Raw genomic sequence first — 15,782 nt, forward strand, 5'->3', positions numbered from 1 at the left:
GAGATTGCGCGCAGAACCGGGCCAGCCCCCGCGCATCCGGCCGCCGAAGGTCAGGGGCGGTCGGCGCCTGCGTATAGCTTGACGAGGTCCAGCGCCAGTCCCTGGGCGGCCCGGCCGCCGGGGCCGGACGCGTTGGCGGCGGTCAGAACTGCCAGGCCGCGCTGTGGGCCGACGATGATGACCGAGTGCCAGAGCGTGTTGGAGCCCTCGTGCAGCAACACCGGCCCGCGCGCCCACGGGCGATTGGCGATGACGCCCCAACCGAAGGCGTAGTCATTGGGCTCGCCCGTCGGCGGGGTCGTCAGGGCGGCGATGCTGGCGCGGGTCAGGAACCCGGCGCCGTCGGCGAGGAACAACCGTGCGAACTTGGCGTGATCGGTCAGCGACATGTGCGCCGTGCCGGCAGGGCCAAGGAACGCCGGGGTGTCGGCCTCGGGCGAGCGCGGGTCGACGGCGGCGCCGACGCTGAAGCCGGCGAGCTTGCTTCTGTGGCCCCAGGGCTGCTCGCCGCGCGGCGCGCCGAACCCGGCCGAACTCATGCCGAGCGGCTCGAGCAGCCAGGAGCGCATGGCGTTTTCCCAGGTCTGGCCCGTGATCCGCTCGATCGCCGCGCCGGCGATCACGTAGTTGGCGTTGGCGTAGGCGAATCCACGGCGCGGCGGGCCGCGCAGCGCCCGGGCCGTCAGTTCGCTTCTTTGCTCGATGGCCTCGGCGGGCGAGGACCCGGCGTGGGCGATCCAGGCGGCGTCGACGAGGCCGCGATCGCGCAGCCCGGATCGGTGCCGCAGGACGTCGGCTATGGTCAGGGCGTCCCAGCCGGCGTCGGGCCCCAGGTCTGGAAACAGGCTGCTCACCGGGGCGTCCCAGTGCGTGAGTTCGGCCTGCACCAGCCGGGCGAACAAGGCCGCGGTCATGGCCTTGGTGTTTGATCCGAGATGCCAGCGGTCGGAATGACTTACGGGCGTCTCCTGGAGTTTTCGACGGAGGCCCGCCGCGCCGGACCAGACCACGCCGTTGCGATTGACCACGGCGGCGGCGAGGGCGGGGACACGCGACTTCGCCAGCCGGCTTTCAAGAAGCGGAGCAGCCTTCATCGCCAGGTCGGTCAGGCTGGGTTCGGCGGCGACGGCGGCGGTCATGGTCAGTCCTCGGCGGAGCGCGCACCAGCCGGCGGCTCTGTCGACGATTGATGGATGTCGGGTGGCGCCAGGGTGGATGCAACTCCCGCGCGCTTGGCGGCGCGATGCATCTGCAAAAGCTGAGGGATTTGCCTGGCCGTCGCGTATAGATGGCGTGACGTATTCGGAGTCGTCGATGAACCACTCGCTGGATGAACTGGTCGAAGGCCTTAAATCCCAAGGGCCGGACCGTGATCTGAGCCAGCTCGAACCGGCCGTCTGGCGGCGGGTCGGCGGCGCGCGCATCGAGCGCGAGCCGGCGTTCGGGTTCGCGTCCGTCCGCATGGCGAGCGTGGTCATGGCGCTGGTGGTCGGCGCCGCGGTCGGCAGCGCTTCGGCGGTGGCCGCGGTCGCCGCGCCGAAGGAGACGTCGGTCTTCGCCCTGGATAGCCGGCTTGCGCCTTCGACGCTGTTGGAAGCGCGCCGGTGAGCGGCTTGCGGGGGGCGATCCTGACGGTGCTGCTGGCGGCGCTGGCGGCGGGCCTTGGGGCCTGGGGCGGCGCCACCTATGTGATCAACGCCAAGAAGGAGCCCTCGCTGCATGAGTTCATGCACGAGAAGCTCAGCCTCAGCGCCGAGCAGGGCCGGCAGTTGCAGGCGCTGGAGCGGGAGTTCTCGATCACCCGCAGCGCTCGCGAGGCCGAGCTGCGGATGGCGAATGCCGAGCTGGCGGGCGCCATCAACGCCAAGCACGAGTACTCGCCTGAAGTACGGACCGCTATCGAGCACTTCCACGACGTGATGGGCGAGCTCCAGAAGGAGACGGTCGTCCATATCCTGGAGATGCGGGCGATCCTGACCCCCGAACAGGCCGTGATCTTCGACAGACGCGTGTCGGAGGCCCTGACCGAAGACGCGAAGTGACCGGATCCGACGAGGCGTCCGACGCCGAGCTGACCCGTCGGGCGCTCGCGGGCGAGGATCATGCCTTCACCCTGCTCATGCGCCGCCACAAGGGATGGCTGTACCGTTTTGTCCGCCGCTACGTCGGCGACGCCGACGCAGCCTACGAAGTCGTGCAGGAGAGCTTCGTCGCGGCCTGGCGCAACCTGGCGCGCTATGACGCCGGGCGTTCGTTCGCGAGCTGGATGCGCGCCATCGCGCTCAACAAGTGCCGTGACCGGGGCCGCCGCGAGACGGTGCGCCGGGTGTTCTTCGGCGCCGACCCGGGCGGCGAGGAGGTGGCGGCCGCGCCTGATCCGCAGCCGGGCGCAGACACCAGTCTGATCGCCGCTGAAAGGCGCCGGGCGCTGGACCGCGCGATCGCCATGTTGCCGGCCAAGCTCAAGGAACCGCTGATCCTGACCGCCTTCGAGGAACTCTCGCAGCAGGCGGCGGGAGACTTGCTCGGCGTGTCGGCGAAAACCATCGAAACCCGGGTCTATCGGGCCCGGCGCAGGCTCGCTGAACTTCTGAACGTCGAAGATTTGGCCGATCAGGCCTGAGGGAAGACGATCGGGCGCGCGTATCTCGTTCTGACCGTCCGCTTGACCCTCCCACGATGGGAACCTGTTCTTTTCCCACCATGACTGACACGACCTGTACCCGACCCGTCGGCGCTCCCCCGCGCATGGCGGGCCATGCTTTGAAGGGCCGCCCATGAAGGATTTCGATCGACGCCAACTGCTGCGTGGGGCCTCCGCCCTGGGCGGTGGAGCGGCCCTCAGCGCGCTGCTGCCGGCCTGGGCGCAGAGCGGAACCCCGGGCATCGCCAGCACCCTGCCGACCGTGTCGGGCGAGAACATCGCCCTGACCGTCGGCCACACGCCGTTCAAGGTCGACGGCCGCGCCGGCCACGCGATCACGGTCAACGGGACGGTGCCTGCGCCGCTGGTCCGCCTGAAGGAAGGCCAGCAGGTCCGCCTGTCGGTGACCAACAATCTCGACGAGGACACCTCGATCCACTGGCACGGCCTGCTGCTGCCGTTCGAGATGGACGGCGTGCCGGGGGTCAGCTTCCCGGGCATCAAGCCGGGCGAGACCTTCCACTACGAGTTCAAGGTGCGCCAGGCCGGCACCTACTGGTACCACAGCCACTCGGGGCTGCAGGAGCAGATGGGCCACTACGGCCCGATCGTCATCGATCCGGCGGGCGAGGATCCGGTGAAGTACGACCGCGAACACGTGGTCGTGCTGTCCGACTACAGCTTCATGCATCCGCACGAGATCTTCCGGAAGCTGAAGGCCCACGCCGGCTACTTCAACATGCAGAAGCAGACCGTCGCCGGCCTGCTGAAGGGCGAGGACCAGTCGTTCAAGGACCGCAAGGAGTGGTCCAAGATGCTGATGGACCCCACCGACGTGATGGACGTCACCGGGTCGACCTACACCTTCCTGATCAACGGCCACGGGCCGAAGGACAACTGGACCGGCCTGTTCACGCCGGGCGAGCGGGTGCGGCTGCGCTTCGTCAACGCTGGCGCGATGACGATCTTCAACGTTCGCATTCCGGGCCTGAAGCTCAGCGTCGTGCAGACCGACGGTCAGAACGTGGTTCCGGTCGACGTCGAGGAGTTCCAGATCGCTCCGGCCGAAACCTACGACGTCATCGTCCAGCCGACCGGCGATCAGGCCTACACGCTGGTCGCCGAAGCCGCCGACCGCTCGGGGATGGGCCGCGCCACGCTGGCGCCGCGCCTGGGCATGACCGCGCCGGTTCCGCCGCTGCGTAAGCGCCCGCTGCTCAACATGCGCGACATGGGCATGGACCACTCGGCCATGCCGGGCATGGAAGGCATGGAGATGGACCACTCGGGCATGTCGATGCTCGACCCGCGCAATGCGCCGCAGGTCAAGCTCGGTCCCGGCGTGCAGATGATCTCGCCGATGCCGGCCGACCGCACCGGCGATCCAGGGCAGGGGCTGGAGGACGTCGGCCACAAGGTGCTGACGCTCAAGGACCTCGTCTCGCTCGATCCCAATCCCGATCCCAGGCCGCCGTCGCGCGAACTGGAGATCCACCTGACCGGCAACATGGAACGCTTCATGTGGGCGTTCGACGGGGTGACCTACAGCCACCTGAAGGACCCGATCCCGTTCCGCTACAACGAGCGGGTCCGCGTGGTGCTGGTCAACGACTCGATGATGGCCCACCCGATCCACCTGCACGGCCACTTCTTCGAGGTGGTGACCGGCAATCCGGGACGGCATCCGCGCAAGCACACCGTCAACGTGCTGCCGGGCGGCAAGGTGGCGTTCGACTTCACCGCCGACGAGCGCGGCGACTGGGCGTTCCACTGCCACCTGCTGTACCACATGCACGCGGGCATGTTTAACGTGGTGACCGTGCGTCCCCTCGAAGGAGACGCCGCGTGAGCCGCCAGCTTCTGATCGCCCTGGCGCCGCTCGCCCTGGCCACCCCCGCCGCCGCCCAGCACGAGCATCACGCGCCGCCTGCGGCCGCTCCGGCGGCCGACCCTCACGCCGGCCACGCCATGCCCCCGGCCGCGGCTGATCCGCATGCCGGCCACGCGATGCCGGCGCCTGCCGCCGCCGACCCCCACGCAGGTCATGTCATGCCTGCGCCGGCGAACGTCCCGCCGGCTGGGAATGCGCCGGCGCCGCCGGTCCCGGGCGACTATGCGGCCGAGCGCTACTTCGACCGCCAGGCGATGGCGGCCGCCCGCGCCCAACTCGCCAAGGAGCACGGCGGCGGCAAGGCCTGGAAGGTCATGCTCAGCACGGCCGAGATCCGGCCGGGCTCCGATGAGGACGCCTACGCCTGGGAGGGCGAGTTCTGGTACGGCGGCGACGTCAACCGCCTGGTGTTGAAGTCGGCCGGGGAGGGCGCGTTCGGCGGCGACCTGCACTCGGCCGAGGCCCAGGTGCTCTACTCGCGCGCCATCGGTCCCTATTTCGACCTGCAGGCCGGCGTCCGGCACGACTTCGAGCCTGGCCCCTCGCGGACCTACGCCACGGTCGGCTTCGAGGGCGTCGCGCCCTACTGGTTCGAGCTGGAGGGCGCAGCCTTCCTCTCGCAGAAGGGCGATCTCTCCGCTCGGCTGGAAGGCGCCTATGACCTGCGTCTGACCCAGAAGCTGATCCTCGAGCCTCGCGCCGAGATCGAGCTGGCTGCGCAGGAGGTTCCGGAACTGGGCGTCGGCTCAGGCCTGACCAGCGCCGAGCTCGGCCTGCGGCTGCGCTACGAGTTCCGCCGCGAGTTCGGCCCCTACATCGGCGTCTCGCACGAGCGGAAGTTCGGCGACACCGCCGATCTGGCCCGCGCGGCCGGCGAAGACGTCGAAGACACCCGTTTCGTCCTGGGCGTGCGCGCCTGGTTCTAGTCCTCGCGCCGAGGGCGCGAGCTTAGTTTGGAGACCAAGACATGAAGACCCTGCTTCTGGCCGTCGCGGCCGTCGGCGTCAGCGCCACCGGTGCCCTGGCCCACGGTCAGGACCACAGCGATCATGCCGGCCACGCCGCCCCGGCCGCCGCCGGCAGCGTCGAGGGCACGGGCGTGGTGAAGAAGATCGACGCCAAGACCGGCTCGGTGACCATCGCCCACGATCCGATCAAGGCCCTGAACTGGCCGGCCATGACCATGCCGTTCAAGGTCGCCGACAAGGCGCTGCTGGCCAAGGTCAAGGTCGGCGCCAAGGTGCGCTTCGACCTCAGCGGCCAGACCATCACCGCCATCCGTCCGCAATAGGCGGTTCAATCTCCGGGGCGGCTCCGTCGCCCCGGAGCCTCGCCTTGATCCCGGTCAAAAAATCCGGCCGTACCCGGAAAAATTCTGAGGGGTCGAGAGAGGGCGCGCGTATCCCCAATGAGCGACGATAGGGTCGTTGAGGTGAGGGGATCAGCGTAGTGAGAACGGGGTAAGTCAAGAGCAGTCGCAAGACGATCCGATACACGCCAAGCGGTATTGGACGAGTGGGGATAGTTTCGAAAATACATGTCGCCTGGAAGGCGGCGCGCCGACTCTACGTCGCCGCGTCGAGGCGGTGTGCGGCCTATTCTTCGGAGGATGGCCGTGATCAGCGGTCCTGCTCGTGCAATGCCAAATATGTATAGACATTAGCCGTCGCCGGTCCGCCGCGAGGGCTCCGAAGCGCTCCGTAACGCCGGGAGGGTGGCTCAGGGCGCTTTCTGACAAGGGGGTAGGTATGAACCGTTTTTCCAAGCGCCTGCTGCTGGCGAGCGCGATGCTCACTGGCGCGATGTCCGCCGTTCCGGCCTGGGCGCAGAGCGCCAACGACGTTGAGGAAGTCATCGTCACCGGCAGCCGCATCAAGCGCGTCGATATCAGCGGCGTCGGCCCGGCGACCGTGGTCAGCCAGGAAGAGATCGCCAACACCGGCGTCACCAACGTCGAGACCCTGCTGCAGCGCCTGCCGGCCTCGGCCGGCGCGGCCGGCGGCCAGACCAGCGCCTACTGGACCGGCAACGGCTACGGCACGGCGCAGGTGAACCTGCGCGGCCTGGGCATCAACCGCACCCTGACCCTGATCAACGGCCGCCGCGTCGTGAACGGCGGCACCGGCGCCAACAGCGCCCCCGACCTCAACATGATCCCGACCTCGATCATCGGGCGGATGGACGTGCTGAAGGACGGCGCCTCGGCGATCTACGGCGCCGACGCCGTCGCCGGCGTGGTCAACATCGTCACCATCGACGGCTACGAAGGCCTGAAGGTCTCCGCCAAGTACGGCGTCACCGACGAGAGCGACGGCGAGGACTACACCGTCGACCTGCTGTGGGGCATGCGCGGCGAGCGCGGCGGGGTCACCGCGGCGTTCACCTACCAGAAGACCGAAGCGGTCAACATGGCCAGCCGCGCGCCGTGCAGCCTCGGCGAGAGCGGCGGCCAGCTGGTCTGTTCGTACAGCGGCAACACGCTGGGCGGCCGTGCGCGGCTCGCCGACGGCCGGGTCGTCAATTTCAGCCAGACGCCAGGCCCGGACGGCAACTACTTCGAGCTCTACAACGGGGCTAAGCACGGCTTCAATTCGAACCCGTTCCTCAATGCGGTCTCGCCGATCGAGCGGATCAGCACGGCGTTCCTGGCGAACTACGACCTGACCGACGACGTCCAGCTGTTCGGCGAGTTCTTCTTCACCCACCGCAAGAGCAACCAGCTGGCCACCCCCGGCGGCCTGACCCATCGCCCGACCAATCCGGACGGCACCCCCGACCTGCTGCGTGACTTCACCATCCGCGCGTCGAACCCGAACAACCCGACCGGCCAGGACCTGGTCCTGCTGGCCCGCCGGCTCGGCGAGGGCGGCCCGCGCAAGTTCTTCCAGGAAACCGACACCTACCGCCTGGTCGCGGGCGCCCGCGGCAAGGTCGTCGGCGACTGGACCTGGGAAGCGGCGGTGAACTGGGGCCGCAACACCGGCATCGACGCGATGACCAACATCGCCAACCTGGACCGCGTGCAGAAGAGCATGAACTGCGTGCCCGGCGCGCCCTGCGGCGACTATCTGGGCGAGGGCAGCCTGACCAAGGAGGTGCTGGACTACATCCTCTACACCTCGCGCGACACCGGCGGTAACGAGCAGCGCAGCGCCACCCTCGACTTCTCCGGCACGGTCTTCGAACTGCCGGCCGGTCCGGTCGGCGCGGCCGTCGGCCTGCTCTATCGCGAAGAGGAGGGCTGGCGTGATCCCGACGCTCTCACCGTGCTCGGCATCGGCAACACCAACCAGCAGGATTCCATCGCCGGCTCGATGAAGGCCAAGGAAGCCTATCTGGAAGTCTCGGCGCCGCTGCTGGCCGACCTGCCGCTGATCAAGCGCCTCGATGTCGACGGCGCCGTTCGCTACTCGGACTACGACCTGTTCGGCAGCAACGTGACCTACAAGGCCAGCCTGAACTGGACGGCGATCGAGGGCGTGCGCCTGCGCGCCACCTACGGCACCGGCTTCCGGGTTCCGAGCGTGCCCGAATTGTTCGGGGGCGTCGCCGAAGGCAACCTGACGACCACCGACCCCTGCAGCGGCTACAGCGCCAGCGGCAACGCGACCCTGATCGCCAACTGCCAGGCCTCGGGCGTTCCGGCCGGCTACCGCCAGCTGGGCACCACGATCCTGACCACCAACGGCGGCAACAGCGACCTGCAGCCGGAAGAGGCCAAGACCCTGACGCTCGGCCTGGTGTTCACGCCGCCCCAGGTCAGCGGCCTGTCGCTCACGATCGACTACTTCGACATCGAGATCACCGATGCGATCCGCTCGATCCCGGGTTCGACCAAGCTGGCGGTCTGCTACGCCTCGGCGGGGATGACCCATCCGTTCTGCGGCCCGACCAACTTCACCCGCAGCACCCTGACCGGCGAGGTCAACTACCTCTCGTCCATCCCGGTGAACACCGGCAAGGAAGAGATGACCGGCGTCGACATCGGCATCCACTACGACTTCGACCTGTTCGAGCGCCGGGCGAGCTTCGACTGGAACACCACCTATCTCGGCGAGTACCTGATCACCGCCTATGACGGGGCCGAACCGATCCGCTTCGACGGTCACATCGGCGGCGGCAACGGCGGCTATCCGAAGTGGCGTTCCAACGCCAGCTTCACGGTCACCGACGACAAGTGGACCGGGACCTACTCGGTGCAGATGATCGGCAAGGCGACGGACTTCAACGCCGCGCCGAAGGACATCGGCTATCAGGCGCCGCGCGTGTTCTACCACAACGCCCAGGTCGCCTATCGCATCGCCGACAACGCCGACATCGCCGTCGGCGTGGACAACATCTTCGACAAGAAGGCTCCGTACATCCAGAGCTTCACCGACGGGAACACCGACACCATGACCTACGACCTTCTGGGTCGTCGCGGTTATGTGCGCCTGACCTACCAGTTCAACTAGGTCGGCGCACGACGCTGGACGGGCTACCCCATGGCCCGTCCGGCGTCGGCTATTTGCTGAAGAGAGTTCGACATGCGCCTGCCGGCCCTGGCCCGGAAGACCCACAAGTGGCTCGCCCTGATCATCGCCGTCCAGGCGGTGTTCTGGATGCTGAGCGGCCTCTACATGACCGCGATCCACATCGACATCATCCACGGCGACCATCTGGTGCGCGCGCCGGGCCCGCAGGCTCAGCCCCTGGCCTCGCTGGTCGAGCCGGGGTCCCTGATCCCGGGCGGGACCCGCTCGGTGCGCCTCGACACCCAGCTGGGCCAGCCGGTCTACATCGTCGACGCCATTCCGGGCCGCATGCTCTTCGACGCTCGTAACGGCGAGATGCTCTCACCGCTCGACGAGAAGGCCGCGCGCGACCGCGCCGTGGCGCTCTATGCGGGGAAGGGGGGCGTCTCGAAGGTCGAACTGCTCGACACCGCGCCCAGCGAGATCAAGAACCGCCCGGTCCCGATCTGGCGGGTCGAGTTCGAAGGCATGTGGAAGCCCACGCTCTACATCTCGCCGATGACCGGCGAACTGGTCGCCAAGCGTCACGACCTTTGGCGCACCTTCGACTTCGTCTGGATGCTCCACATCATGGACTACGAAGAGCGCACGGACATGAACAACACGCTGCTGCGCGTCGCCACCTGGATGGCGGTGGCGACATCGGCGACCGGCGGCTGGCTGCTGCTCTACAGTTTCCGCCGCCGACGCCGCGCGCGTAAGACGGCCTGAGGGATCGACCGATGTTCCTGATCCGCACGCTTCACAAGTGGTTCGGCCTGATCCTGGGCCTCCAGATGCTGCTCTGGTCGATCAGCGGGGCGATGATGGCCCTGCTCGATCACCACAAGGTCTCCGGCGAGGGTTCGCTCCGCCAGGTCCCCTCGGTCATGCTGCCGGCCCAGACCCTGCCGCTGCCGCAGGTGGCCGCGGCATTGGGCGAGCCCGTCCTCAAGATGCGTCTGAAGCCGCTCGGCCAAGGCCACGTCTACGAGGCCACGACGCCTTCGGGCGTCAAGCTGCTCGACGCGGCGACGGGCGCGCCGGTCGCCATCGACGCCGCCAAGGCCGGGGCTCTCGCGGCGGCCGTGTTCGCCGGACCGGAAGGCGTCGCCTCGATCCGTCTGGTCGAGAAGCATGATGTCGAGTCGCGCACCGCCGAACTTCCCGCCTGGCGGGTCGAGTTCGCCGACGCCGAGCAGACGACCTTGTTCATGTCGGCGGCGACCGGCGAGATGGTCCTGCTTCGCAACGACACCTGGCGGCTGTGGGACATCTTCTGGATGATCCACATCATGGACTACACCAAGCGGGAGAGCTTCAATCACCCGCTGATCGTCACGGTCGCCAGCGGCGTCACCTGGCTGACCCTCAGCGGCGTGATCCTGTTGTTCCGCAGCTTCCGCCGCCAGGACTTCGCCTACCTGCTCGACCCGATCGAGCGCCTCCGCGAAGGACGCTCGAAAGGCTGACGCCGAGGCCCGGACGACTAGATGTCGATCCGGGCGATCACCGGCTGCGGCAGCAGCCGGATGATCAGCATGACGTAACGCCAGAACCAGGGCCCGTAGACGATCGCGCTGCGCCCGTTCAGGCCCTTGACGATGACCTTGGCCACCGCGTCCGGCGTGGCCCACAGCGGCCCGCCCTTGGGCAGGTCCGCGGTCATCGGGGTGTCGACGAAGCCCAGCTTGAACACCACCGCCTTGGGACCGCCGTGCAGCGCGCTGCGGTGGGCCAGTCCCTGCATCAGCACCGCAAGCCCCGCCTTGGCCGCGCCATAGACGAAGTTGGAGCTGCGGCCGCGGTCGCCGGCGACGCTGCCGATCGCCGCGACCACGCCGTTGCGGCCGTCCGTACGTTCGAGCCGGCGCGCCAGGGCCAGCGCCCAGAGACCGGCCGAGGTGAAGTTGACGTCGATCAGGGCCGCGGCGTGCGCGGCGTCCTGCTCGGCGCGGGTCTGGTCGCCCAGCAGGCCGTGCGCGATCAGGGCGGTGTCGAAGCCGCCGATGGCGTCGGCCAGCGACTGCAACAGCTCGTCCGTCGGTTCGGACTCGACGAGGTCCAGCGCCCGCACCGCGACATTGGGAGAGCCGCGCACCCGCAGGTCGGCGGCGATCGCCTCCAGCCGCGGGCCATCGCGCGCCACCAGCACCAGCTGGGCGCCTTGGGCGGCGAGGTCGCGCGCGACCGCTTCGGCGATGGCTGAGGCCGCGCCCAGGATGAGGACGCCGCGGCCGCGCCAGGCGTTATTGGTCATGTGTTACTCGTCGCCAGAAACGTGAAGAAAACAGGGGGTCGCGCAGCGCCTCGAGCTCGCGCCAGCGCGGATAGCCCGCGCGGAAGGTGGCCGCGGACATCCGTCCGTCCTTGGCCGGATAGATCTTGCCGCCGGCGGCGACGACGATGGCGTCGAGCCGTTCCAGCAGCTTCAGCGTCGCTTCGCCCCGGTTCGGGAAATCCAGCGCCAGCGAGGCGCCTGGACCTTCGAACGAGATCAGGCCGCCTGAGCGCAGGGGGCCAAGGCTCTTGAGCACCGCCAGGAAGGAGCCTTGGCCCGTGGACGCGAGCGTCCGCAGCGCCTCGGCCATGGCGTCCTGCTGGGTCTCGACGGGCGCCATGAACTGGTGCTGGTAGAATCCCGCCGGCCCGTAGAAGCGGTTCCAGCCGCCGATTGCGTCCAGCGGATAGAAGGCGCCGCCATAATGTTTGCGGGCGGTCCCGCGCCGCATCCGCTGCAAGCCGCCATAGGCCGCGTTGAAGGCCTTGAGCGACAGCCGGTTCATCAGGCCGGGCGGCGCGGTGACGGGCACGTTCAGCTTCTGCCGGGGCGAATGGGGCGCCAGTCCGCCGCCCGGAGACCAGTTGGCGCGGTACATGACCCCGCGGCCCAGCGCGCCGCCGCTGGCCGTGCAGTCGATCCAGGATGAGACGTGCTCGAAATAGTGGTCGCTTTCCGCGCTCAGCCGAAAGTACTCGGCGAGGTTGGCGAACGGGACGGTTTCCTCGTCGACGAGCGTGCTCGGGATCGGCGCCAGGGCGATCTCGGCCCAGGCGATCAGGCCGGTCAGGCCCAGACCGCCGAGCGTCGCGTGGAACAGGTCCGGCCGCTCCTGGGGCGAAAGTTCCAGGGCTCCGGCGTCCGAGCGCATGAGGCCGATGCGGCGCACGTGCCGACCGAACGAGCCGGCCCGATGGTGGTTCTTGCCGTGCACGTCGTTGGCGATCGCCCCGCCCAGGGTCACGAACCGGGTGCCCGGGGTGGTCGGCAGGAACCACCCGTGGGGCGTCGCCATGCGCAAGATTTCGTCAAGGCTGACGCCGGCCTCCGCGCGCAGGACGCCGGTCGCCGGGTCGAAGGCGATGAAGCGGTCGAGGCCGCGCATCGAGATCATCAGTCCGTCGGGGTTGAGGCCGCTGTCGCCGTACGAGCGGTGCAGGCCCGCCGCCAGCAGGCTTTCGCTTCCACCGGCTTCCTGAAGCAAGCCAGGCAGCTGGTCCCGATGCTGGGGCCGGGCGACCTGGTGCGTCAGCCGTGGCGTGCGTCCCCATGGCTCGACGACCTGGCTGTGGAAGCTCAGGGCCATGCGACGGTGGCCAACACGAAGGCTGCGACGAGCGGAACCATCAGCTTCCAGCTGAAACGGTCGCTGATCGCATAGGCGATCGGATCCTCGTCCAGCTCACCCCGCCCGGCGACCAGCCAGATCCGGCCGACCCAGATCATCAGCAGGAACGGTGCGACCCAGAGCCAATCGGGTTGTTCGTAGATGTTCGAGGGAAACGCCTCTTCCATCAGATAGGTCATCACCACCAGCACCGAGGCGACGCTGGACGCCGCCCCCAGCGCCAAGACGGCCGGCCCGTCGTCGGTGCGATAGCCCCGGCCGGGCAACGGCCGAGACAGCCCGCCATCGCGCAAATTGTGAATCTCGGCGTAGCGTTTGGCGAGCGACATCGAGAAGAAGAAGAACAGCGAGAACGTCATCAGCCACGGCGAGTGCGGCGTGCCGATCACGGCCGCGCCGATGGCGATGCGGATGGCGTAGAGCGAGGCGAGGGCCGCGACGTCCAGCATCGCCCGACGCTTGAGCCGGAAGGTGTAGGTCAGGGTCAGGGCGGCGTATCCGGCCAGACCCAGCAGCAGGGCCGGGGACGTCGCGAGCGCCAGCCCCGCGGCGGCGATCAGCAGCAGCGGAACGGCGACCGCGACATGCTCGATGCGCAGCACGCCGGCGGCCAGCGGGCGGCTGCGCTTGGTGGCGTGACGGCGGTCGGACGCCAGGTCGGAAAGGTCGTTGATCAGATAGGTCGCCGAGGCGGTCAGGCCGAGGGCGACGAACGCCACGACGCTCATCAGCACTGCATGCGGCTCGGTGAACTTCTGCGAGAGCAGCAGCGGCAGGAACACGAGCAGGTTCTTGGTCCACTGGTGCAGGCGCAGCGCCTTGCGCCAGGTCTTCAGGCTTGGTCGATCACGGCCGAACTCAGCCTCAAGCGGCTTGCCCAGGCTTCGCGCCTGCTGGGCGACGCTGGCGGTCGCGCCCGCCAGCACGATGCTCTCCGCATGCGCCCAGACCTTGAGGTCGGCCCGGGAGTCGCCGACGTAGCAGAAGCCTCCCGGGAAGCGTTCAGCCAGCCGCTCGGCCTTGCGTGCGCCCTTGAGGTTGCGCCCGGCGTCGCTGCCCTCGGCGCTGTCGAACAGCCCGCAGTGACCGGCCACGGCGTCGGCGACGGTCTGGTGAGCGGCGGTGACCAGGTGGATCGGCCGCGACTGCGACCTCTCTCCGCGCAGGAAGTCCAGCAGCGGCTCGTTGTAGGGCAAGGCGGCCGGGTCCAGCGGCTGCAACTGCGCCAGCCGGTCCTTGAACGCCGCGCGGCCGCGCAACAGCATCGGTAGCAGCATGAGCGCGGCCAGCGGCTTGCGGAACACCAGCGCCACGAACTGCTCGACCAAGGTGTCGGTGCGGACCAACGTGTCGTCGAGGTCGACGACCAGCACGCTGGCGGCTGCGCGTTGAGCGTTCGGCTGCAGGGTCATTCGGTGGGCCCGTGGGTTCGGAACGTGTAGCGCTTGTGCAGGGCGAAGCTGAGCACGGCGGGGGACAGTACGCCCACGCCATGGCCGATGGCCTCGGCCCACGGGCGGGCCATGAACCGCGGCAGCAGCCATTCGCCCAGCAACATCGATACCAGCCAGACGACGGCGAAGGAGACGGCGTTCACCGCCAGGAAGCGCATGAACTGACCGCGGCGATCACCCGGCGCGGTCGGAAACACGAAGCGGCGGTTGAGCTCGAAGGCGACCAGCACCCCGACCGCGTAGGCGCATATGACGGCGGCGGCATAGGGCAGGGCGTGGCTGAAGGCGAAGCGGCTCAGCCACTGGGCCGCAGCCGCGGTCCCGCCGACCAGCAGGAAGGCGGCGAACTGCCGGCTCAGCAATGGGCGCAGGCGCTCATGCACGCGGAAGGCTCTCCACCAGGCGTCGCGCATAGCCGATGCTTTCGGATACGCCGCGATCCTCTGGATAGTAGAAGCAGGTATCCGCAATCTGAAGACCGCCCACTGGGGTCTGCGGATCGGGGATCCTGTCGGCGAAGCCGACGTCGCAGACCGGCTGGGCGTAGCGCAGGCGTGCGACGTGGCTGGCGATGCGGTCGGCGGCGCCCAGCGCCGGGTTCACCCGCTGCAGATAGCCGAAGCTTTCCTCGATGAACGACTCGTCGGTCCGCCCGAACGCCGGATTGCCGGCCGGCATGTAGTAGGGGACATAGACGATGTGCCGGTCGAGCGGGCGCAGGTTCGAGAACTCGACGAACCCAGGCGCGCCGATAGCGGCGTCCGAAATGTTGACCCAGAAGTTCGAGCTGACGGGCTTGGCCAGCTGGTGGACGACGCAGACCACGCCGACGTTCTCGAACTGCGCATAGGTGGACGCCAGCTCTGGGTGGTCGGCCAGCATCGCGGCCGCATAGGGCATGGCGACCGTCGAGATCACCTGGCTCGCCTCGAAACGGCGTCCGTCAGCGATCTCGACGCCGCGCACGGCGCTGTCGGCGATCAGAAGCCGGGTGGCGGGGGTGCGTAGATGGATCGTCCCGCCGAGCTTCTCGATGGCGTCGGTCAGCGCCGCGACCAGGGCCTCGGAGCCGCCCTCGATGTAGCCGAGCTCTTCCTGGAACAGCGAGCGGCGCGAGCGGCCCAGCCGCTTGATCCGCTGCCAGACCCAGGCGGCCGAGATGCTTTCGGCGTGCTCGTAGAACTTCAGCTCGAACAGCGGTCGCCAGAGCTTGTCGTAGACCCGCGGGCCGCACCAGGCGCGGAACCAGTCCGCGGCGCTGATCTTGTCGAGCCGCCGCCAGTCCGAGCGCTTGGTCGAGAGATAGGCCTGCAGGCCGTAACGGACCTTCTCGACCAGGCTCATCCCGGGGAAGGTCAGCAGCGAGATCGGATCGCCCCACGGATGCAGCCTGCCGTCGACGAAGTAGCCCATCTTCGTCGGGACCCAGGAGATCGGCGGCAGGCCGAGTTCGGCGAGCAGGGCGGTGGTGTCGACGTCGCTGCGGCAGCAGAAGTGGTAGAAGCGCTCGAGCGACAGGCCGTTGAAGTCGAAGTGCGCGGCCATGCCGCCGGGCCGGTCGCCGGCCTCCAGCACCTCGACCTTCCAGCCCGCCTTGGCGGCGTAATAGGCCGCGGCCAGTCCCATCGGGCCTGCGCCGATCACCAGCAGTCTGTCGTCCGTCCGGGCCAT

Annotated in this window: 15 protein-coding genes; 9 read left to right on the forward strand and 6 right to left on the reverse strand. The window is 68.6% G+C overall.

All coding sequences use genetic code 11. The features are described 5' to 3' along the window. Window positions 1–50: 50 nt before the first annotated feature. Window positions 51–1,139 carry a serine hydrolase domain-containing protein gene (locus ACSQ2H_RS10390; RefSeq protein ID WP_436061322.1) on the reverse strand — a complete coding sequence of 363 codons (1,089 nt, stop codon included), beginning with the start codon at window positions 1,137–1,139 and terminating at the stop codon, window positions 51–53. Window positions 1,140–1,314: 175 nt separating this feature from the next. On the opposite strand from ACSQ2H_RS10390, the gene ACSQ2H_RS10395 reads away from it, so the two are divergent. From ACSQ2H_RS10395 to ACSQ2H_RS10435, 9 genes are all read left to right on the forward strand, one after another. Next, a complete protein-coding gene (locus ACSQ2H_RS10395; protein WP_436061323.1) occupies window positions 1,315–1,608 on the forward strand; it encodes a hypothetical protein in 294 nt (97 codons plus the stop codon). Beyond that, window positions 1,605–2,042 (forward strand): periplasmic heavy metal sensor, encoded by a 438-nt coding sequence (locus ACSQ2H_RS10400; RefSeq protein WP_436061324.1) that lies wholly within the window; start codon window positions 1,605–1,607, stop codon window positions 2,040–2,042. The genes ACSQ2H_RS10395 and ACSQ2H_RS10400 overlap by 4 nt, the downstream gene beginning before the upstream one ends. Next, window positions 2,039–2,623 (forward strand): RNA polymerase sigma factor, encoded by a 585-nt coding sequence (locus tag ACSQ2H_RS10405; protein ID WP_436061325.1) that lies wholly within the window; start codon window positions 2,039–2,041, stop codon window positions 2,621–2,623. The genes ACSQ2H_RS10400 and ACSQ2H_RS10405 overlap by 4 nt, the downstream gene beginning before the upstream one ends. A gap of 154 nt (window positions 2,624–2,777) precedes the next feature. After that, window positions 2,778–4,493, forward strand: a complete 1,716-nt coding sequence (locus tag ACSQ2H_RS10410) for a copper resistance system multicopper oxidase (RefSeq protein ID WP_436061326.1) — start codon at window positions 2,778–2,780, stop codon at window positions 4,491–4,493. Next, window positions 4,490–5,461: a copper resistance protein B gene (locus ACSQ2H_RS10415; RefSeq protein WP_436061327.1), complete on the forward strand. Its 972-nt coding sequence runs from the start codon at window positions 4,490–4,492 to the stop codon at window positions 5,459–5,461. Before ACSQ2H_RS10410 ends, ACSQ2H_RS10415 begins: the two co-directional genes overlap by 4 nt. A 41-nt stretch (window positions 5,462–5,502) precedes the next feature. Then, entirely contained in the window at window positions 5,503–5,826 is a 324-nt protein-coding gene (locus tag ACSQ2H_RS10420) for a copper-binding protein (RefSeq protein ID WP_436061328.1), read from the forward strand. A 457-nt stretch (window positions 5,827–6,283) separates the two neighbouring features. Then, window positions 6,284–8,989, forward strand: a complete 2,706-nt coding sequence (locus ACSQ2H_RS10425) for a TonB-dependent receptor (RefSeq protein ID WP_436061329.1) — start codon at window positions 6,284–6,286, stop codon at window positions 8,987–8,989. 72 nt (window positions 8,990–9,061) lie between these two features. Next, window positions 9,062–9,760, forward strand: a complete 699-nt coding sequence (locus tag ACSQ2H_RS10430) for a hypothetical protein (RefSeq protein ID WP_436061330.1) — start codon at window positions 9,062–9,064, stop codon at window positions 9,758–9,760. Window positions 9,761–9,771: 11 nt separating this feature from the next. Further along, entirely contained in the window at window positions 9,772–10,500 is a 729-nt protein-coding gene (locus ACSQ2H_RS10435) for a PepSY domain-containing protein (protein WP_436061331.1), read from the forward strand. Window positions 10,501–10,517: 17 nt separating this feature from the next. Here ACSQ2H_RS10435 and ACSQ2H_RS10440 read toward each other — a convergent pair whose 3' ends face one another. Genes ACSQ2H_RS10440 through ACSQ2H_RS10460 form a run of 5 tightly spaced genes read right to left on the reverse strand, consistent with a single transcriptional unit; the run spans window position 10,518 to window position 15,782 of the window. After that, on the reverse strand, window positions 10,518–11,288 hold the full coding sequence (locus ACSQ2H_RS10440) for an SDR family NAD(P)-dependent oxidoreductase (protein ID WP_436061332.1): 771 nt from the start codon (window positions 11,286–11,288) through the stop codon (window positions 10,518–10,520). Then, window positions 11,278–12,615 carry an FAD-binding oxidoreductase gene (locus ACSQ2H_RS10445; protein WP_436061333.1) on the reverse strand — a complete coding sequence of 446 codons (1,338 nt, stop codon included), beginning with the start codon at window positions 12,613–12,615 and terminating at the stop codon, window positions 11,278–11,280. Before ACSQ2H_RS10445 ends, ACSQ2H_RS10440 begins: the two co-directional genes overlap by 11 nt. Next, window positions 12,606–14,069 (reverse strand): UbiA family prenyltransferase, encoded by a 1,464-nt coding sequence (locus tag ACSQ2H_RS10450; RefSeq protein WP_436061334.1) that lies wholly within the window; start codon window positions 14,067–14,069, stop codon window positions 12,606–12,608. The genes ACSQ2H_RS10445 and ACSQ2H_RS10450 overlap by 10 nt, the downstream gene beginning before the upstream one ends. Then, window positions 14,066–14,494: a GtrA family protein gene (locus ACSQ2H_RS10455; protein WP_436061335.1), complete on the reverse strand. Its 429-nt coding sequence runs from the start codon at window positions 14,492–14,494 to the stop codon at window positions 14,066–14,068. Before ACSQ2H_RS10455 ends, ACSQ2H_RS10450 begins: the two co-directional genes overlap by 4 nt. After that, a complete protein-coding gene (locus ACSQ2H_RS10460; protein WP_436061336.1) occupies window positions 14,487–15,782 on the reverse strand; it encodes an NAD(P)/FAD-dependent oxidoreductase in 1,296 nt (431 codons plus the stop codon). Before ACSQ2H_RS10460 ends, ACSQ2H_RS10455 begins: the two co-directional genes overlap by 8 nt.

It is taken from the genome of Phenylobacterium sp. LjRoot97, from assembly GCF_964254345.1.
Classification (GTDB): Bacteria; Pseudomonadota; Alphaproteobacteria; order Caulobacterales; family Caulobacteraceae; genus Phenylobacterium.